This window comes from Flavobacterium sp. CFBP9031, from assembly GCF_034044945.1.
Lineage (GTDB): Bacteria > Bacteroidota > Bacteroidia > Flavobacteriales > Flavobacteriaceae > Flavobacterium.
Window position 1 is genome coordinate 280,379 of sequence record NZ_JAXCWF010000006.1, and the last position, 20,156, is coordinate 300,534.

Consider the following 20,156-nt stretch of genomic DNA (forward strand, 5'->3'; position numbering starts at 1 on the left):
TAAAATTATAATAATCTTTTAATGTTATTAGCAAAATAGAAATAAAACGCCTACAAATTACGATATTCCAATCGTTCTTTTTTAAGACTTAATGATTCTAAAACGCCCTGGATATTTGATCCAAATGCTTTTCTTGTTTCCGTAGTAATCCATAAAATCTTCGCAGACAAAAACAGCGTGCGCTTTTGACCAAGCCACAACTCCGCAATATTCGCTTCCAGATTCTCTTTTTAATTTCTGAATTTGTTTGCCTAATTTAAACCCTAAATATTTGTAGATGGTTGGAGTGTATACAGTGCCTTCTTCCAATTCTTCTAAGGCTTTCTCAAAAGTGGGTTCTTTATCGATAATCTGCATGTATTTTGCCATAACAGCATACGTTAAAACAGCATAATCGCGTATTTTTTCGCTGTCACAATTATCTTTAATATAAACAAAACCCGCAGATTTTCTAGCTTTAGTAACTTCGCTGCTATCCAAATTAAAGGTTGCATTGTTTTTTAGCGTAATCCTATAAGAATTATTGTGTAGTTTTTCGCTTTCAAATAGATTATCTAATCCGTACACATTTAAAGAAGCTTTAATAAATGCTATCGATGAACAATTTGTACGTTCACCTTGCTTAAAACTTTCAAATATTTTGTCTGAACTCAATTGCGAATACGAACTTGAACAAACAAACATTAGAAGTAAAAAAAATGAAGTAACCGATTTCATGCCTTATTATATATTATTTCTCAATTATTTTTTGAAAAACTGTATTAGATTTTTACAAATCTATAAAAATCCAACCATACTTTTACTTCTTTACTTTTTATCTATTAAAAAAAAGTGTTTTCTGAGCGCAAAAAAAACGTCTCAAATAAACTTTGAGACGTTTCTGTATTATTTTTTTTCTTCGTTATTCAATTTATCATCGAGTTCAGGTTCTGTGCCTTTAAACTTTTTCGAGTCAACATCATAGTTTTCATCATTTGTCAAAACTTCGTCATGATCTTTATATTGATGTTTTCTCGTATCGTTTCGATGATCTCCTCCACCCTGTTCTTTAGGATTCGGGTTTTTCTGGGTTTGATTATTCTTCTCCATAATTCCTAGTTTTTAAATGATTATTAAAATTAGCTCAAATACAATAGTTTGGTTTATATAATCATTTTTAAAAATTATAAAATAAAACTGCCCGATATTTTATCTCATGCCTATTTACTGTATTTCGAAAATCTGCTAAATATCGCTGTTTCCTATCTTTTCTGTCTTTTCTAAAAGGCAATAAATACAACAAAACTGTAACTGGCATATTATTAGAATACAGCAACTTAAATTAAATTTTAAAAATCATGAGCTTATATCAACTTCAAAAAACCGCCATCATTATTATTGATCCTTTTAATGATTTTCTTTCTGAAGGAGGAAAATTATATCCTGTAACAAAAGAAACCGTTGAAGGAAATCATGTGGTCAGTAATATAAAAAAGCTATTAACGGCTGCGAGAGAAAAGAAAATTCAAATTATCTATGCTCCACACCGCCATACACAAATAAGAGATTATCTAAACTGGAAATTTATGGCGCCTTCTCATTTAGGAAGCAAAAGTATTTCTCTGTTTGAAAAAGATTCTTGGGGAGCTGAATTTCATCCCGATCTTATTATGCAGGAAGGCGATCTTATTGCTCAAAATCATTGGACTGCGAGCGGTTTTGCCAACACCGATTTGGATTTTCTTTTGCGTCAGCATGACATTGACCAGATTGTTCTTGCTGGCATGAGAGCCAATACCTGCATCGATTCGACCGCAAGATTTGGTGTTGAATTGGGTTATCACGTTACCTTGATAAAAGACGGAATTGGGGCTTTTAATTGGGAAGAAATCAAAGCAACGGTCGAAACTAATTTTCCGAATTACGGACATGTTCTTTCTTCTACAGATGAATTTATAGATAATATTAATTCCTAAACGATGGAATCTTTTACAGAAAGCACTGCAACTGCTATAATTAATGCACCTATGGAAACTATTAATTTGACCGAATGGCTTTTTACTTTACAGGATAAAGAATATCAGGAATGTTCTGCTTCGCATATTGCAGCAGGAAATTCAGTAGCAGAAGATGGACGCAGAATATCTATAAATGTAGAACAGATAGCTGGGAATTTATTAATTCAGCATTATGTTGAATACATTTCTGAAAGGGATCACTGCGCTGTAAATTCAGTTTCAGATTCTTTATCGCCTCTTGGCCGAACCACTTTGATAATTAAGTGGGAATTGAAAGTTAGGAAACGATCCGATTCCTCTTGCGAACTCTCCAATCATGTTGTGATTTCACTTACCGAACATTTTCTTCAATTACTTAAAGAGGCTGGCATTTCAGATTTAGAGTCCATCCGTATTGGCATGAAAAATAATTTGGAAACACATAATAAAGAAGAAACTCCTTTGTTTGCAGTAAACATTGAGAAGAAAGCATTGTCTGGTATTTGGAGTTAAAAGCCGAATCATAAACATCAACTTATTATTTTGATTATAAAGGATTGGATTCTTCAACCGAATTACCCAAACTATTTTAATCGGAAGCAAACTGCCGATTTCTCAATAAAATAGCTATTTTTACCTCTAAGCAAATTAATTAAAATTTACCATAACTAATCCATCATAACCAATTTACACTATGTTCCCATATCTCGAAAAAAACTATACACAGGCACAATGGTTTTACGGCGCGTATGAAGCAAATATGCTAAAAAGCCTAAAGGGAAATGTCAAATTTATGAAGCAGACTGCTTATTTGATAAACAGCAATACGGAAGAATTTGAACCGGTTATAGGAACAGATTCAATTTCTCTTGAATTTAATGAGCAAAAAGAAATTGTTACAAAATGGAGTATCAGTGACACTTACGAAACTAAATATAAAAGTTTTATAGAAGATAAAATTCTCTCCATAAAGCATCACTCAGAAGATTTTGTAGAGCTATTTGAATATGATGCTGTAACGGGACTTTCGAATAAGTATATCAAAATAAATAAGGAGGGTTCTAAAACCGAACAGCGTCTAAAAATAGAAATTCAAAAAAATGGATCTATTTATCATTCAGATAAAGACTATGATATTCAGTATGACAGCGATGAAAGAATAATTTGCAAAAAAGCAAATTACAGAAACTTTGAGATTATATATGATTATTTATCTCCTGTAAAAAAAGGATATTATACCAAAACGTATCACACCGATAATGAAATTAGTACTTTCGAAAAATACAGTTATGAAGATGATACTTTGGTAGAAAAAATCATGTACCGTAATGATGCTGTTAGAAGTAAACAAATGTTTTTTTATGATGAAAGAAAAAGATTGTTCCAATGTCTCACCTTATACGATGACGATTCTTATGAAAATCACTACTATTTCTATAACGAGAAAGATTTACTAATTGAAGATAAAATATCCTATCCAGGAAGAACAATGGGAACTTGTGATTTTTTTGAATATGATATTCAGGACAACGTAATTAAAACGAGAGATAACAGTTTTCAATATACCTATGATCAATTTGGCAATTGGACTGAAAAACTGGAAATTTCCAACGAGAAGGTCGTTCAAAGAATCACTAGAGAATTTGACTATTTCCCGAAAGGTCTACACATTGTCTAAAAGAACTTCTTCTAAAAAAATAATGCTAATTTTACAGCATTATAATTATAGAAGAATATGTGGACTATATGCCATGAATGCCAAGGACAGGGTAAAATAAATCGCGGACTCACTAAAAAAGCGCAACGCCTTTATAAAACGGAATTGGCTTTGTATGAGAACAAGCAGAGTAATACTGCTCCGATACGTCCTAAGGCACATTTGCATTTGTGCACAAATTGTTCTGGGTCTGGATTAATGCAATCTGAAAACTATCTTGAACCCGATCTCACAAAACCGCATGTTGCCATTATTGGCGCAGGTATTGGCGGAGTTGCTCTAGCGGTAGCCTGTTTGCATCGCGGTATTTCGTTTACCATTTATGAAAGAGACAGCAACTTTGATGCCCGATCTCAAGGTTACGGACTTACGTTACAGCAAGCCAGTAAAGCAATGAAAGGGTTAGGGATTACTTCTTTAGGAGGTGTAATTTCTACAAAACATATCGTACACAATACCGAAGGAAAAATATTAGGCGAATGGGGAACCAGAAAATGGCTGGAAACCGCAATTAAAACGCCTACAAAACGCACCAACATACATATCGCAAGACAGTCGCTTCGTTTCGCTTTATTAGAACAACTTGGAGGAAATAATACTATCCAATGGGGACATCAATTAATAGATCTTACAGCATCTGAAAATGGTGTAAAACTAAATTTTCAGGTAAACGGCGAAATAAAAACCGCAAAAGCCGATCTTGTTATCGGTGCTGATGGTATTCGCAGTGCCGTGAGAAAGCTAATAATTGGCGAAGAGGCAACACCGCTCCGTTATTTGGATTGCATTGTAATCTTAGGAATTTGTCCTTTAAGTTCGCTAGAAGGGCTTTCGAGTGATTTACTAGATGGTGCAACAATATTTCAGACGGCCAACGGAAATGAACGTATTTATGTAATGCCTTACACTGCAGATTCTGTCATGTGGCAATTGAGTTTTCCGATGTCTGAAGAAGAAGCTAGAGAACTAAGTGCAAAAGGACCGCAAGCCTTGAAAGAGGAAGCCTGCCGAAGAACGCAATGGCATACTCCTATTCCTCAGATTTTACAGGCAACACAGGAAAATCTAATTTCTGGATATCCGGTTTATGATCGCGAGTTGTTGAGTTCAGAATTATTAGGAAAGAATCAGAATATTACTTTAATTGGCGATGCCGCGCATCCCATGAGTCCGTTTAAAGGTCAAGGTGCCAATCAGGCTTTGTTGGATGCTTTAAAATTGGCTAGAAAAATTTCGAAAGGCTGTAACGCTAAGTCCAAATGGAAAGAAAGAGGATTGAGAGAATGTGTATTAAACGATTTTGAATCTGAAATGCTCGAACGCAGCGCTACAAAAGTACAAGGCTCTGCAGATGCTGCGCAGTTTTTACATTCTGAAATTATACTTCAAGAAGGTGATGAACCGCGAGGAAGGTGTCTTAATCGAGAGGAAAACAGAAAGAATTAAATATAAAAGAGGCTGTATTCAAAAGTACAATCATTTTGAGCTAATAGGATATTGATAAAACTATTCTATCAGCAAACCCCAGCGGGGTAAAATATTTATAGAATTCAAATACGCCAAATAAAAAAAGCTCCAGAGGAGCGACATATATTCGATTATGAAAAAATATGTCGCTCCTCCGGAGCTTTTATATTGTAAAAAACATTCTTGGCTATAAATATTTCGCTTCTCTGAAGCTTACAAAAAGAAACAGCTGTCTCAAAAGGACAGCTGTTTCTTTTATGAAGTTCATTTTCAATCCTATACATGAAAATTAAACAATAATTTAATATTATTTTATAACTAAATCTGGCTTGATCTTTTTAATTTTATGATCTCATTTACAAACAATTAAATACTTGCGCCATGAAAAATACACAAATAAATTTCAGTCCAAACAATAAAACCTGTACAGACCGAACTTTGGTTTGTGATGGTGATAATAATGAATTAATATTTCGTAAAACTTATGTAGGAGATTGGGGAGATTGGGACGAGAAACCAGATGAAATTTTAAAAGATCAGCATCTTTATCTGGATCAAAATACAAGTTTTACAAATGCAATTTAAACTAAAAGCGACTTATTAAGTATTATAATTTAAGCATTACAATCCTGCGATTCTATCTATTACGCTAGAACGCTGATTGTATTGCTTAAATTTTCTTTGTTTATAAAATCCAAAATAAATTCTTTTACTTCTTTACTTGCTTCTGTTTTGGTTGCAAAAGAATTAATGTAGAATTCGTCATCCTTGTCGCTAATATGGATAATTTCTGTGTAGCCTTTAGTTATTAAACTCCCTTTTAGTTTAATAATGTTTACTTCTTGTTTTCCGTCAAGTTCTTTACGAACCTGTAATTTTATAGCTCTTTCCATATTCAAAAATTTTTAAATAATTAACTATCATTCAGTTATAAATTTAAAACATTTAATCTATCGAAATCAGATTTTAACACAGTTCGCAACGTATTATTTATCAACATATTATAAACATCTTTCTCTTTTTAAAAAAGAAATGCAAAACATCAGTAAAATCAATACTTTTCAAACTAATTTCCTGTAAAACCTTTGTCGCTCAGGGTTTTCATAAATGCAAGAAGATTCTCTTTTTCTTGTTCTGTAAGCGGAATTCTATTGCCATTATTTTTAAAAATAGGATCTAAATTTTCTGCACTCAAGACTCCATTATCAAAATAATCTAAAACAGCTCTTAAGGTAGCAAACTGACCAAAACTTCCGTAAGGTGCTGTATATTCGACATTTCGCAAACTTGGAACTCTAAAACTCATAAAATCAGACGGAATTCCGGTCACTCTGCCTCGTCCTGCCTCATTAGAATCTGTGTTTAAAGGAAAACCTATATTTCTAAAACTCTGATCTGTAAACAATTCGGTGCTATGACAGCTAGCGCATTTCTGCTGAAATGTGGCATAGCCTGCAGCTTCGCCTTCTGTAAACGTTTGCCCTTCTTTTCGTTTTACTTTATCGTATTTGCTATTAACAGAAATCAAGGTGTATTCGAACTGAGCAATACTTTTATAAATTCTATCGGGTGTAATTTCCTGATCTCCAAATGCGTTTTTGAACATCTCTTTATACGAAGCATCATCTTTAATTTTCCCGATAACTTCCAAAATCGAAGAATCCATTTCTTCGTGAGTTATAATAGGAACCAAAGGCTGGGTTTCTAATTGCAATCTGCTTCCATCCCAATTAAAGAATTTTAAAAACATCAAATTCTGAATCGGCGGCGCATTTCTAAGTCCCACTCTTCCTTCAATTCCAATAGCTCGCGCGTTATGGTCTGCAAAAGCATTTGCTTGGATATGACAGCTTGAACACGAAATGGTATTGTCTTTACTAAATCTTTTATCTGAGAAAAGCTTTTCGCCCAATTCGGCACCATATTTTGTAGGCTTGTTCAAACTCACATAACTGTTTACCTCTGGAAAATCAGTCGGAATAGGCAATGAAAGCTCAGGATTATCAAAATAAGTCTCATCAGAATCACTACTGCTACAAGAAGTGAAAAAGAGTACCATTAGGATAAAGCCAACTATTTTTTTCATTTTAATGAATTTTAAAATAGAGCCGTCTTTTAAAATTTCAGACGGCTCTGAAATATTTTTACAACATTTAGATTAAATTTAATCTGTATAAATCTGCTTTAATCCTTTTTAATCTGCGTGAAAAAATCTATTCGCAAAAATATTTCACGCAGATTTTATAAAGATTTTAGCAGATTAAAATTGATTTTTGCTTGATTAAAGTTTTCCAATAGCCCCTAGTTTCAACTAGGGATTTAAGAAATGTAAATTAGCTAGGCTTTAGCCAAACTAGCGTATTTAGGCTAAAGCCTTATTGGCGCAAATTTTATTTACCTCCATCTAAAGATGGAGGCAATTAATCTTCAAAACCTAAGAGTTAATTTAGTTTTCTACACTAGTTACAGAAAACATTCCTGTAATATCGTTTGTTCCGTTTCCTCCTAAATTATCGACAAATTTTACCATTTGCGCTGCAGTATGAACATTTGGAGTTGCATTATCGCCCATTCCTGTTCCTGTAGACAATGTAATTGTATTGATTTTACCGCTCAACAATTTGTCCAAATCAGCTTTAATTTTGATTTTCGGAGCATTTTTACCTACAGTTGCGTTTGTAGTAAGGTTTAGCGTAATATCTCTATACGCATTTACACCTTGCTTATACGCTCCTTCTTCTCCTGCAACAGTACTTCCTGTATGAATAGACATAGCTTTATTGTCTGTATCATAAAATCCTTCAACTTTTGTAAAACGATATCCTGTTCCCCATTCCCACATCATTGCCGTGTCGTTGGCACCAGCTGCTGCGTAAAACTTAGGAAATCTTGTTTGGTCTAGCGTATTTTGTTCTGTTTTAATACCCAAACCAAATTTAATCTGCTTGTATGACGCAGAAGGCACATTGCTCAAAACATAGCTTAATGAAGCTACTTTTGCCTGATCGATTACTGTTGCACCTTTGTCTAAATCATTTACGTTGTAAGGCACTTCACTTCCATCATCTTTTATTAGACGAATATTACTAATCACATATTTTACTTCAGAAAAATGATGCACTTGTCCTACCGCTGAAGTATTTGTAGACGCAGATGTTGAAGTTGCATCTCCCAAAACAATGGTTTTATCTTTGAACGTATTGTTGAATTCTAACGTTACATTGTTTGCTGCTGGAGCATCGTCATCGTTTGAACATGAAACAAATGCCAAAGCAGCCACTGATAATAAAAGGTATTTTTTAAAATTTTGCATTTTTATGATTTTAATTTCTGTACTGATTTTAAACCATTTAGCTAAATTATTCTAACACATAGAAACATAGTTTTCTAAACTTAAAAAAGGCGTTTCACTAATTTAAATTCACCTAGCAAACTATGTGTTAGAAACTAGTTTCTTTCAATTTCCTTTACCAAAAAAGAAAAATATATGCTTCTATGTGTTAAAATTCAATCTAACGCAATGGCTATTTTATTAATCGAAAGGAAGATTATAAAATAGGCGGCGGTACAAAAATTTCAAGGCAAGGTTCTAGTCGATCCGATTCTTTGTAGATTGACACTTTCTTGAGGGTTATAGTTTTTAATAGTGGAACCTGAAACTCAAATGCTGTGTTTAAAGCAATATCGATCTTTTTGCTAATGCTTCTCAATTCCAAATCGGTATTTTTTTCCGATTCTTGAAGTTCTTTCTTCAAATGGCATTTACCATGACATTGCAATTTTGGCTTGGCTTTGTTAACACAAAATTCTTTTTCTATAGCAACTTGATTCAGTTTAAAGTGCACCACGATAAGCGCCTGCTGGAAAGAAACCAGCAGGAACAGAATCGTCATTGTGATACTAAAAACTTTTTTCATTTTTAATTATAATTTCCTTTTTATGCACTTTTTTGTCATCCTGACAAACGTTGTCGTAGAACTATGTGTTAGAAACTAGTTTCTTTCTATTCTCTATTCTCTATTCTCTATTCTCTATTTTCTTTTCAACATTAAAAAAACTATGTTTCTATGTGTTTCAATTTAATTTTACTAAACAGATTAGAAATTCAATTTTAAAGACGTGAAAATATTACGTCCCATTCTCGGGATATTTCCCCAGTCAGCATAAGTACTGTAATACGCATTTAATACGTTCTCTGCACCAATTTGTATTGTGCTTCTCACCTTATTTATTTTAAAAGAATAATCGGCAGAAATATTCCAAATGGCATAAGACGCTGTCTGATCTTCTCCATATTCTGGACTGTAATTAATCTGTTCAAAATCACCATTTACAGAAGTCTGGATTCCAAATTTTTTATACATATAATGAATAGAAGTCAAATAGCTTAACGGACGTATAAAAGGCAGATTTCCTCCTTTATTATCCATTCCGCGTGCATAGGTAAGTGTTCCTTTCCAATGCAAATGCTCTAAAATATCGTAACTTACATTGGCAGACATATTTAAAAGCGTTGCATAATCTAATGACGTATATCCTTTTACTCCAACCGATTGATAATTCATCGGACTTCCCATGCTCAGGATTTTGCCAATAATATAATTCTGAATATAGAAATAGTTGACTTTTCCTTGAATGCTTAATCTTTCGGTTTTAAAACCTGCACTAGCATTTCCTTCATACGAAATTTCATTTTTTAGATTCGGATCTCCAATGTAATCATAACGGTCAAAACTATTATAGATATAATAACCGTAACCCTCAGAAACAGAAGGCGCTCTATGGCCATAACCCGTTCCGACAGAAAAATTAAACTGATCAATATTTAAGTTATATGCCGCATTTAGACTCGGCAGAAATCTCGTTTTTTCCTGAGGTGCTCCTGGATGAAAAATCCAATTGAATTCTACATATTTAGAATAATTGTAATTCACTCCCAATGAACCTCCCAAATGCACTTTGCTTTTTTCAGAAATGTCCCAAGAATTATTCATAGAAAGTCCTGCATAGCGAGTGGTAACCCAGGGCCAGCTGTAAGCAAACATCGTTCTTTCGCTACGATCTTGCGGATACATGCGCATTTCTGCAATAGACAAATTATCGTAAGCATTTAGCTGAATTTCAGAAGAGTAATCATTCTTTTTCAAATTCGCTTTCGAAACCAATCCGTATGTTGTGCTCCAACCCGGCATATCCATATGAACCAAGTTTTCTGGTCGTGTTGTATCGTCCATATAATGCTCAATGGCATTAAAATATACTTTAGTGTCCACTACTCTAACCAAACCTTCTTCGAACAATTGCTTATAAGAAGCTGAAGTAATTAGCGCTCGCGAAAGCCACAAATCCATTGGCAAAGCAGGATAACCCACATCTTTTGCCACATCAAAAATCGCGTCTAACCTAACCGATGATAAATCGCTGGTTTTATAAGCCAAACCTAACGAAGTATTGAATTTATTGTATTGAGAATGCTTTACTTCGTTGTTGTTTCCGTCGTAATAATTATCGGCCGTACGATACGAAATGCTTCCGTCTGCCACAAATTTTTTACCTGAATAAGCAATATTTCCTAAATTGAAAAACTGCTTATTATTAAATTCAAATCCTGTTTGATACGCTCCATTCCATTTCTTCTGAAGTCCAAATGGCGTGCTTTTTCTTTTTAAATCAATACTTCCCGCAACAGTTGCTCCATGCAAGCTTCCCTCCTGACCCGATTTAATATCTACTGCTGCCAGATTATTACTTTCAACATAAGACGTAATTGGATCCATTTTATCGGTACAAGCGCCAAAAACATGCATTCCGTCAATGGTAACCGTAGAACGTTCTGTACTCATGTTGTTTAATAAAGGTTCCCAAGCGTAAGCTCCGCGTTTTATAAAACTAATATTATCTGATGAAGACAAAAATTCATCCACAGAAACAGCCATTTTCATCTCGGTTTCTATTTTCTTTTTCGTCGCGTTTTTTACCGTTACTTCTTCTAAGTTTTTTATGCTATCGTGATGTGCATGCTGATTTTGAGCTGTAACTGAAAAACCCAAGAAAAGCAGCATTATAATATATTTCATGTTTTTAAAATAAAGTGTCAATATAAAGTTCACTTTTCACGCCTTCTACTCCTGGCGTATGATCAGTTGGAACTATAGTTCCCTTTACGATTAAACCGTTTTGGTTCATCATAATTAAGTTTAAGGTCCAGTTTCCTGTCATCGTATAATTAACAACACCGTGATACAAACCATCGTTTTCTTGTGTCAAATCCTTATTATTTGGCGAAGAATGATTTCCCATAGAAGGTTCTGGCATTCTAGGATCTAACTTTAAAGTGTATCCCACAACTTTAGAATAAGAAAACTGCGACGGATCTGGAAAAGTTCCTGCTGGAGTTGTTGGCTTATTGTATTTGTAAACACCCGCAACCAACGCGTTTTCTGAAACTGTAGGTTTTTGAGGCGAAATCAAGGCAATTACATATTGCTCGCCATCATTTCCTGCAAAAGCAGTCATATTGAGGTTTTTATTGCTTTGTTTTTGAACAGTAACATCTTTATTGATCTCATACTTTTGGTTATCAGCTGTAAAACTGATGTACAATTTCCAGCTTGCTGTTGTAGTGCTTTCTCCCGTAAAAACAGCATAACCGTTGTAGTATTTATTGGTAGAATCATACAACACATTATACTCATGCGGACAAGAACTTTTGCTTCCGTCGGCATTACTTATTATGGGTAAAAAAGTTACCGCAGCTGTCGTCAATTCTTGGTTGTTTTGAGTATTGATAATTTTAAAATGAAGCTCATTATATCCTTTATAAAAAGTTCCGTTTAAAGCTTCTATACTAATCTTATAGTTACCGCTTGTAAGAGATGTTGCTTCTTTAAATTCTAGATTTTCAGGAACTTCAGAACCTATTTCAGCTTCGTAATCTGTTTTATCAATTGTACAGGAAGTAACCGCAAACAATAGTGCGATTATCCAAAAATTAAAAGATTTCATTTGATGATATTATAAAAAACGTTTAAAATATAGCACCCTGCCATAAATTTTTGAATACCAAAAAAAGAGCCAAAATGCTGTGAGTGAGCCAAAAGAATGGCAACGTAAATGAAAATGGAAAAATTTTCCCTTTCAATTACAAAGAAGATCAAAATCAGTTTTTAGAATAATAAATTATATAATCCTAGCCTAAACTTAGAATTTTTAATTCGAGTAATTCTGCCAATCCATTCAAAATTCAGAATTGAATTTGGAATCTGGAACTTGGAATTTGGAATTTGGAATTTGGAATTTGGAATTTAAAACTAAATAGTGATCTCTACACTGTGTAGAGAGGAGGATGAAAAGTAAGATTAGAAGCTCCGATTGGTTTCTTCTCAAACAAAATTGAAGTGTTATCTTTTGATTCCATCACTGGAATTGCGCCAAAAGTGATTTCAGCAGTATTTTGAACATACACAAGCTCTAATTTGTCTTTTAGACTGTCTTGCATTTTTCGTTCATTATCAGAATATTTTTTAATGCTTTTTTGAAGTTCGCATCGACCGTTACAACTGTTAAAAGCCTGTTTACGCTGAACGCAAATCGTTTTCGCAATTTCTTTCTGATTGATTTTAAAAGAAGCATAAATAAACAAGCTGCCAAAAGATGGCGACATAAGTAAAATAGAAAGTGCTATGATGATTAACCTTTTCAAGTGCTTGTTCAAATAGTTTGCTGGCAAAAGTACATACTATTTTGTATTTATTTTAACTATTCTGATTTTTTATTTAATAAAAGACAGATCAATCTTTATTTACAAAAAACGGATTATTCATAAAATAACGAAATATCGTAAATAAAAAAACATCCATTTTTAAACAAACCCCTTAAAATAAAGACACTGCGAATAAGGCACGTTAATTGGCAATTGTTATGGCATTCTACTAAATCACTTAAAAATGCTACACATTATGAGACCAAAATTACAGCCATTTTCAGGTCAAAATCCAGCTTTTTGTAGAAAAGAAAAAGCAAACTTCTCTAGGAAAGATTCCGATAAGCTAAATTTTTTAACATCATTTTTCACTTCTTAATCTAGGTTAATCGATGCAGATGCTTTTCCGTAATAAGTTTGCATCAGAAACATCACAACATTGAACATCTATTAAACCATTTGTTAAAAAGTTAAACATATTTATTAAGTATTCAAATATTTCAAAATAAAATTAATCCTAAAATCAAAAAAATCATGAGCACATTTACAGTAAAAGACGGAACACAAATTTATTACAAAGACTGGGGAACAGGACAACCAATTGTTTTTCACCACGGATGGCCTTTATCAAGTGACGATTGGGATGCACAAATGATGTTTTTTCTTCAAAAAGGCTACAGAGTTATTGCACACGACAGACGCGGACATGGTCGTTCTAGTCAAGCCTCTGAAGGAAATAACATGGAAACTTACGCATCTGATATTGCTGAATTGGCTGAAGCTTTAGACTTAAAAGATGCTATTCATGTTGGGCACTCAACAGGTGGTGGTGAAGTAATTCGTTACGCTGCAAAATACGGAAAAGGTCGTGTTGCAAAAGCGGTAATCATAAGCGCAGTTACGCCAATAATGATTCAAAACGAATCTAATCCAGAAGGAGTTCCATTGTCAGTTTTTGACGAAATCAGAAAAGGAACAGGATTCAACAGAGCACAATATTTCTACGACTTCCCTATTCCTTTCTACGGATGGAACCGCGAAGGGCAAACTGTTCAAGAAGGTATCAAAGCAAATTGGTGGCGTCAAGGAATGATGGGTTCTGTATTGTCTCACTACGAAGGAATTAAAGCATTCTCTGAATCTGATTTTACAGAGGATTTAAAAAGTTTAGATATTCCAGTTTTAGTATTGCACGGAGAAGATGACCAAATCGTTCCTTATGGTCAAGCACCAAGAGCTGCAAAATTGTTGAAAAACGGAAAATTAATTTCTTATCCTGGATTTCCTCATGGTATGCCTACAACAGAGGCAGAAACGATCAACAACGATATTTTAGATTTCATCAAATAATCCATAACCACTGCCTGTAAAGGTTTATTTACAGGTAGTTTAATCTTCTCAAATTATGAGTTTTTTCCAACAACCCTCTTTTGATACGGTTACAGAAGCTTTGCAATGGTTGAGTACACAAGGTTTTACAGAAAACTTTAATCTGGATTCTAACTGTATTCGCTACAATAACAATACGCAAAGCATGTCACCAGAAGAATTCAAAATCGAATATCTATTCCGTTTTGAAGGAGATACCGATCCAGGAGATGAAGATATTGTCTACGGGATTAAATCTGAAATCTACAATATCAAAGGTGTTTTAACCAGCGCTTTTGGAATTTATGCAGATTCAATTTCTTCTGAAATGATTAAGAAATTGTCTACGCACTAATCTTAAAAAAACACGAAATATCGCTAATGATTATTGTATTTCATTAGCCTAACCAATTAAAAATCTTAAAAATAAATAGTATGAAACCATCAGTTAACTTATTATCACCAGATAATCACGCATTAGTATTAATCGATTTTGAAGGACAAATGGCCTTCGCAACGCACAATATTCCAGTAAGCGAATTACGCACGAATGTGGCAATTGTTGCTGGAGCATCGAAAATTTTCAACGTAGCAACAGTTGTAACTACAGTTGCAGAAGAAAGCTTTTCTGGACCTGTTTTTCCAGAATTAGAAGAGTTTTATCCAATTGCTACTTCTGGGTACATTGACAGAACTACCATGAATACTTGGGAAGACGAAAATGCTTATAAAGCTATCGTAGCAAAAAACAAAAAGAAAATTGTGCTTGCTGGACTTTGGACAGGCGTTTGTATCGTAGGACCTGCATTGTCTGCAATTGAAGAAGGTTACGAAGTGTACATTATTACAGATGCTTGTGGTGATGTTACTGCTGAAGCTCACGAACGTGCTGTACAAAGAATGATACAAGCTGGAGCAATTCCGGTAACTTCTATTCAATATTTATTAGAACTTCAAAGAGACTGGGCACGTGAAGCAACTTACGGTCCTGTTACTTCTTTAATGAAAAAATATGGCGGTTCTTACGGAATTGGTATTCACTACGCACATAACATGTTGAAACACTAATCGGACTAATTCATTTTATTATAAATCTCTTACGCTTCATTATGTTGGAATCATCAAAATCCATATTATCAAAAATCATTTTCCTTTGTATTGTTTCTTTTCTTTTGATAGGAAACACGGCATCGGCTCAAAGTTTTAAGCTGCTCCGTTACGATGAAAATTATGAATTCTTAAAAGATTCAAATAGAAACTTTTACGAACGATTAAAGTTCATTCCCTTAAATCAAGATAAAGACGTTTACATGTCAATTGGTGGCGAAGCCAGATATGAATATGTTGATTTCAACAATGAAGACTGGGGACGATTCAATATTGGGCACAACAATTTCTTACTCCAGCGTTACGATCTTCATGCCGATGTGCATTTGGGAAAACGCTTTAGAATATTTGCCCAATTAAGAAGCGCCCTAGAAGATGGCCGTGTAAATGGCGCTCGCGGAATAGACGAAGATCAGCTGAATGTGCAGAATCTTTTTGTAGATGTGAATGTATGGCAGCAAAAAGACAAAAAAATAACCGTCCGCGCTGGAAGACAAGAATTGGACTATGGTTCTGGAAGGTTAATTTCTGTTAGAGAAGGTCCAAATACGAGGCTTTATTTTACAGGAGGAAAATTAATGTACACTTCGTCAAGAGTATCAGTTGACGCCTTTGCCATGATGGCCGACACGGTTCATAACGGTGTTTTTGATAATAAAATGTCTAAACAGCTTAACCTTTGGGGAGCCTATTCTAAAATAATTTTTCCAAAAGCAGGAAATCTAGATCTGTATTATCTCGGATTCAGAAGAGATGAATCTGTTTTTGAAGAAGGAATTGCTCCTGAAAGAAGGCATACAATCGGTTCGAGATTATGGAAATACGGTGGCGGTTTTATTTACAACCTCGAAGCAGCCTATCAATTCGGAACTTTTGGTTCTGGAAATATCAATGCCTGGACTGGCTCTGTAGATATTGGGTATATGTTTGAAAACGTAAAATTTAAACCCACCATAAATCTTAGAAACGATTATATCTCAGGAGATAAAAATCAAGGCAACGGAAATCTTCAAACATTTAATCCGCTGTATCCAAAAGGAGGATATTTTGGTTTTAGTCCGCAAGTTGGACCAGTAAACCTTATCGATATTCATCCGTATGCTACGATGGATTTATTGCCACAGCTAAAGATGCAGGTCGATGTGGTTCTAAACTGGAGATTTTCAACACAAGACGGAGTTTATAGGCCAAGCGGAATTCTAAATCTTCGCGGAAGCGAGTCTGACGAAAGATATATCGGAACTGCCTATCTCGCCAATTTTACCTATAGCGTAAACAAATATATTTCGATTGTCAGCGGTATTCAGTATTTCAAAACAGGTGCTTTTATCGATGACATGATTCCGAACTCAAAAGACGGGGTTTTCTTTAATGCTCGTCTTGGATTCAAATTTTAATCAAATACATAAATTAATTTTTAACACATAGAAACATAGTTTTTGAGACGTAAAAAAGGCGTTTCACTTGCAATAACACACATAGAAGATGTACTGGCGCTATTTGCATTACAAACTTTGTCAAAGTTTAAAACTTTGACAAAGTTCTCACAAAGCATTCAACAAACTATGTGTTAGAAACTAGTTTCTTTCTCTACTCTTTTTCAAAGTAAAGAAAATCTATGTTTCTATGTGTTTAAAAAATTTCAACAACACTAAACCCTTAACAATGAAAACAAACACTTCAAAATACAGTTTTAGATATTCCCATCTAATACTTCTAATTATAGCATTTGCAGGCTCTCTTAGTAACAATGCTTTTGCACAAACAGCTTCAATCGGTTCTACAGTAACTTGGGGGAAAGTAGACGGAATTGCAGTAAACGGATTGGTTCAAGGACCATCTGCAGCAGAAGCTGACTTGCAAGTTGCCTGCGTTTTTGAATATACAGAAGGTGATATTTTTAACCCTCCTGCCCTTCCTGCCAACTTAAACGGAATGGTGCATTTAGACGATGCGTTAAAAGGCATTATTACAGAATTACGCAAAAGCGGCAGATTTACAGGTCATTCTCTTGAAACTTTATTGATTACGCCTCCAAAAGGAACTTTAGCATCCAAACAATTACTATTAATCGGATTGGGAGACCGCAATAAATTTACTCCCGATTTAATGATTAGTGTTGGAAGCACTGCCATGCGCGAAGCTTTACGTTTAGGGGTTTCAAACTATTCTTTTGCAAGCGATATTAAAGATGCAGGAATCGATTCTCCAACTGCTCTAGTAGCCGAAAATGTGGTTTTAGGTTCTTTCGAAGCTTATAGAACTCAATCGTATTTAAAAGAAAAAAAGCTAACAGATTATAAGCCTCTAACCAAAGTTATCTTGCTTGCTGGCCCCGCTTTTTATACCGTTGCCGGAGAAGGAATAAAAGAAGCAATTACCAAATTGAACGCTAAATAACGGAACTATGAAAGCAGATTTAATTTTATTCAACGGAAAAATTCATAGTTTCAACGCTGAAACTCCAAACGTTACAGCTGTTGCAATTAAAGACGGAAAATTTATTGCAGTAGGAAATGACAGCGATATAATGGATTTTGCATCTGAAGAAACCAAAATAATTGATCTTCAGAATAAAAGAGTCGTTCCTGGAATCAACGATTCGCACATTCACCTTATTCGAGGCGGATTAAATTATAATCTTGAGCTACGTTGGGATGGCGTTCCTTCTTTGGCAGATGCGCTTCGAATGTTGAAAGAGCAAGTAGATCGTACTCCAAATCCGCAATGGGTTCGTGTCGTTGGTGGTTGGTCAGAATTTCAGTTTGCAGAACGAAGAATGCCTACCTTAGAAGAAATCAATGCGATTGCACCAGATACTCCTGTTTTTATTCTGCATTTGTACGACAGAGCCATTATGAACAGAGCAGCATTGAGAGCCGTTGGTTACAACAAAAATACGCCTGCACCTCCAGGCGGACAAATAGAACGCGATTCAAAAGGAGAACCAACTGGACTTATTATTGCGACTCCAAATGCAATGATTTTGTATTCGACTTTGGCAAAAGGTCCAACGCTTTCTTACGAGCATCAGATTAATTCGACGCGTCATTTTATGAAAGAATTGAACCGTTTCGGAATCACAAGTGTAATTGATGCTGGAGGAGGATTTCAGAACTTTCCAGATGATTATAAAGTGGTTAACGAATTGAACGAAAAGAAACAATTGACCGTAAGAATTGCCTACAATCTTTTCACTCAAAAACCAAAACACGAATTTGAAGATTTCTCCGATTGGATTGATACCGTAAAATTATATCAAGGAAACGATATGTACCGTCATAACGGAGCTGGTGAAATGTTGGTTTTTTCTGCTGCCGATTTTGAGGATTTCCTTCAGCCAAGACCAGATCTTCCTGAAAACATGGAAGCTGAATTAGAAAAAGTAGTTCGCCTTTTGGTAGAAAATCGCTGGCCTTTTAGACTTCATGCGACTTACAACGAAAGCATTACAAGGTTTTTGAATGTTTTTGAAAAGATCAATCAAGATGTTCCTTTCAGCGGACTTCCGTGGATTTTTGATCACGCTGAAACGATTGACGAAAGAAATATCGAACGTGTAAAAGCTTTAGGAGGCGGTATTGCAGTTCAAAGCAGAATGGCGTATCAAGGAGAATATTTCACTGATCGTTACGGAGCAAAAGCAGCTGAAAACACACCGCCAATTAAAAAAATGATTGAGATGGAAGTTCCTGTCGGCGCAGGTTCAGATGCTACACGTGTGAGCAGTTACAATCCGTGGGTTTCTATGTATTGGATGACTGTCGGAAAAACTATTGGAGGATTGCAATTATACAATGAAACCAGATTGAACAGACAAACTGCTTTAGAATTGTACACCAGAGGAAGTGCTTGGTTTTCGCAGGAACAAACTAAAAAAGGAGATATTAAAGTGGGAATGTTTGCCGATTTAGTGGTTTTAGATCGAGATTATTTTACCATTGACGACGAAGACATCAAAAAAATCGAAGCCGATTTGACGATTGTCGATGGGAAAATTGTGTATGCTAATGGAGATTTTTCTTCGTTCTCGCCGCCTCACATTCCGATTTTGCCAGATTGGTCGCCAACCAATATTTACAACGGATATCCTGCGAGAAGTAGTTTCCAGAGTGCGATTGAAAAAAACGTAAAAGCGGATGCAAAACCAAAACTGACTTCGCAGATTCACAGCTGTACTGGAAGTTGCGATGTTCATTTGCACAATCACGATGCTGCGAGAATGAGCAATGTTCCAGTAAACAATTATAATGCATTCTGGGGCGCTTTGGGCTGTTCTTGTTTTGCTTTCTAAATTTTAAAAATATGATCGAAATTATAAAACAAATATTGAATTCCGATTTAGGAAATTCATTCAACAACGCGGCGCTTTTAGCATTTAGAGTGCTGCTGGCGATTGAGCTTTTCAGAGTACACGGAATGAAGAAATTCAGAGTCGAAAACGGTCAGAAAGAACAAGTTCCAAATCCGTTGCATTTGCCCGAAAAATTAAACGGTTTAGTTGCAACATTTTCAGATACTGTAATTCCGTTTTTCATTATTCTCGGACTCGGAACACGTCTTGCCGTTCTCCCAACAATTGGTGTCACTGCAATTGGGTATTTTGTGGTTCATAGAAATGATTCGCTAGAAGTGCGCGATGTTCCGTACATGTACACATTATCCTTACTATTGCTTCTTGCCCTAGGCGCAGGAACGTATTCACTTGATTATTATTTATTATCGTTACTAAACAATTAATTTTTAACACATAAAAACATACCTTTTTCAACTTTGTCAAAGTTTAAAACTTTGACAAAGTTCTCGCAAAGAACTATGT

Annotated in this window: 21 protein-coding genes; 12 read left to right on the plus strand and 9 right to left on the minus strand. The window is 34.9% G+C overall.

What is annotated here, in order from left to right; all coding sequences use genetic code 11:
• Window positions 1-81 precede the first annotated feature (81 nt).
• Window positions 82-717 (minus strand): hypothetical protein, encoded by a 636-nt coding sequence (locus SOM12_RS12670; RefSeq protein WP_095929164.1) that lies wholly within the window; start codon window positions 715-717, stop codon window positions 82-84.
• Between the two features lie 168 nt (window positions 718-885).
• Window positions 886-1,089: a hypothetical protein gene (locus SOM12_RS12675; RefSeq protein WP_095929163.1), complete on the minus strand. Its 204-nt coding sequence runs from the start codon at window positions 1,087-1,089 to the stop codon at window positions 886-888.
• A gap of 248 nt (window positions 1,090-1,337) precedes the next feature.
• Here SOM12_RS12675 and SOM12_RS12680 point away from each other — a divergent pair, with 248 nt between their 5' ends.
• The 5 genes from SOM12_RS12680 to SOM12_RS12700 all read left to right on the plus strand — a co-directional run bounded on the left by SOM12_RS12680 (window position 1,338) and on the right by SOM12_RS12700 (window position 5,745).
• A complete protein-coding gene (locus SOM12_RS12680) occupies window positions 1,338-1,955 on the plus strand; it encodes an isochorismatase family cysteine hydrolase (protein ID WP_320493676.1) in 618 nt (205 codons plus the stop codon).
• Between the two features lie 3 nt (window positions 1,956-1,958).
• The gene (locus SOM12_RS12685) at window positions 1,959-2,489 is read left to right on the plus strand and encodes a hypothetical protein (protein ID WP_320493677.1); all 531 of its coding nucleotides are present in this window, start codon (window positions 1,959-1,961) and stop codon (window positions 2,487-2,489) included.
• Window positions 2,490-2,670: 181 nt separating this feature from the next.
• Window positions 2,671-3,654: a hypothetical protein gene (locus SOM12_RS12690; RefSeq protein WP_320493678.1), complete on the plus strand. Its 984-nt coding sequence runs from the start codon at window positions 2,671-2,673 to the stop codon at window positions 3,652-3,654.
• A gap of 57 nt (window positions 3,655-3,711) precedes the next feature.
• Window positions 3,712-5,139, plus strand: a complete 1,428-nt coding sequence (locus SOM12_RS12695; RefSeq protein ID WP_320493679.1) for an NAD(P)/FAD-dependent oxidoreductase — start codon at window positions 3,712-3,714, stop codon at window positions 5,137-5,139.
• A 402-nt stretch (window positions 5,140-5,541) separates the two neighbouring features.
• On the plus strand, window positions 5,542-5,745 hold the full coding sequence (locus SOM12_RS12700) for a hypothetical protein (protein WP_095929159.1): 204 nt from the start codon (window positions 5,542-5,544) through the stop codon (window positions 5,743-5,745).
• Window positions 5,746-5,804: 59 nt separating this feature from the next.
• Here SOM12_RS12700 and SOM12_RS12705 read toward each other — a convergent pair whose 3' ends face one another.
• From SOM12_RS12705 to SOM12_RS12735, 7 genes are all read right to left on the minus strand, one after another.
• A complete protein-coding gene (locus SOM12_RS12705; protein ID WP_095929158.1) occupies window positions 5,805-6,053 on the minus strand; it encodes a hypothetical protein in 249 nt (82 codons plus the stop codon).
• A 173-nt stretch (window positions 6,054-6,226) separates the two neighbouring features.
• Entirely contained in the window at window positions 6,227-7,246 is a 1,020-nt protein-coding gene (locus SOM12_RS12710) for a cytochrome-c peroxidase (protein WP_095929157.1), read from the minus strand.
• Window positions 7,247-7,606: 360 nt separating this feature from the next.
• The gene (locus SOM12_RS12715; RefSeq protein WP_320493680.1) at window positions 7,607-8,473 is read right to left on the minus strand and encodes an MbnP family protein; all 867 of its coding nucleotides are present in this window, start codon (window positions 8,471-8,473) and stop codon (window positions 7,607-7,609) included.
• A 235-nt stretch (window positions 8,474-8,708) separates the two neighbouring features.
• Window positions 8,709-9,077: a hypothetical protein gene (locus tag SOM12_RS12720; protein WP_320493681.1), complete on the minus strand. Its 369-nt coding sequence runs from the start codon at window positions 9,075-9,077 to the stop codon at window positions 8,709-8,711.
• 180 nt (window positions 9,078-9,257) lie between these two features.
• Entirely contained in the window at window positions 9,258-11,237 is a 1,980-nt protein-coding gene (locus tag SOM12_RS12725; RefSeq protein ID WP_320493682.1) for a TonB-dependent receptor, read from the minus strand.
• A 4-nt stretch (window positions 11,238-11,241) separates the two neighbouring features.
• Window positions 11,242-12,165: a hypothetical protein gene (locus tag SOM12_RS12730; protein WP_320493683.1), complete on the minus strand. Its 924-nt coding sequence runs from the start codon at window positions 12,163-12,165 to the stop codon at window positions 11,242-11,244.
• 319 nt (window positions 12,166-12,484) lie between these two features.
• Window positions 12,485-12,889, minus strand: coding sequence for a hypothetical protein (locus SOM12_RS12735; protein WP_320493684.1), 405 nt, complete (start codon window positions 12,887-12,889; stop codon window positions 12,485-12,487).
• A gap of 507 nt (window positions 12,890-13,396) precedes the next feature.
• On the opposite strand from SOM12_RS12735, the gene SOM12_RS12740 reads away from it, so the two are divergent.
• The 7 genes from SOM12_RS12740 to SOM12_RS12770 all read left to right on the plus strand — a co-directional run bounded on the left by SOM12_RS12740 (window position 13,397) and on the right by SOM12_RS12770 (window position 20,077).
• Complete coding sequence (locus tag SOM12_RS12740; RefSeq protein ID WP_320493685.1) at window positions 13,397-14,212, plus strand: alpha/beta hydrolase; 816 nt, start codon at window positions 13,397-13,399, stop codon at window positions 14,210-14,212.
• 55 nt (window positions 14,213-14,267) lie between these two features.
• Window positions 14,268-14,585, plus strand: coding sequence for a phosphoribosylpyrophosphate synthetase (locus SOM12_RS12745; protein WP_095929150.1), 318 nt, complete (start codon window positions 14,268-14,270; stop codon window positions 14,583-14,585).
• Window positions 14,586-14,665: 80 nt separating this feature from the next.
• Window positions 14,666-15,298: a hydrolase gene (locus SOM12_RS12750; protein ID WP_320493686.1), complete on the plus strand. Its 633-nt coding sequence runs from the start codon at window positions 14,666-14,668 to the stop codon at window positions 15,296-15,298.
• 41 nt (window positions 15,299-15,339) lie between these two features.
• Window positions 15,340-16,734: an alginate export family protein gene (locus tag SOM12_RS12755; protein WP_320493687.1), complete on the plus strand. Its 1,395-nt coding sequence runs from the start codon at window positions 15,340-15,342 to the stop codon at window positions 16,732-16,734.
• A 268-nt stretch (window positions 16,735-17,002) separates the two neighbouring features.
• Entirely contained in the window at window positions 17,003-17,737 is a 735-nt protein-coding gene (locus SOM12_RS12760; RefSeq protein WP_320493688.1) for a M17 family peptidase N-terminal domain-containing protein, read from the plus strand.
• A 7-nt stretch (window positions 17,738-17,744) separates the two neighbouring features.
• Window positions 17,745-19,631: an amidohydrolase gene (locus SOM12_RS12765; RefSeq protein WP_320493689.1), complete on the plus strand. Its 1,887-nt coding sequence runs from the start codon at window positions 17,745-17,747 to the stop codon at window positions 19,629-19,631.
• A gap of 11 nt (window positions 19,632-19,642) precedes the next feature.
• Window positions 19,643-20,077, plus strand: coding sequence for a DoxX family protein (locus SOM12_RS12770; protein ID WP_320493690.1), 435 nt, complete (start codon window positions 19,643-19,645; stop codon window positions 20,075-20,077).
• Window positions 20,078-20,156: the final 79 nt, after the last annotated feature.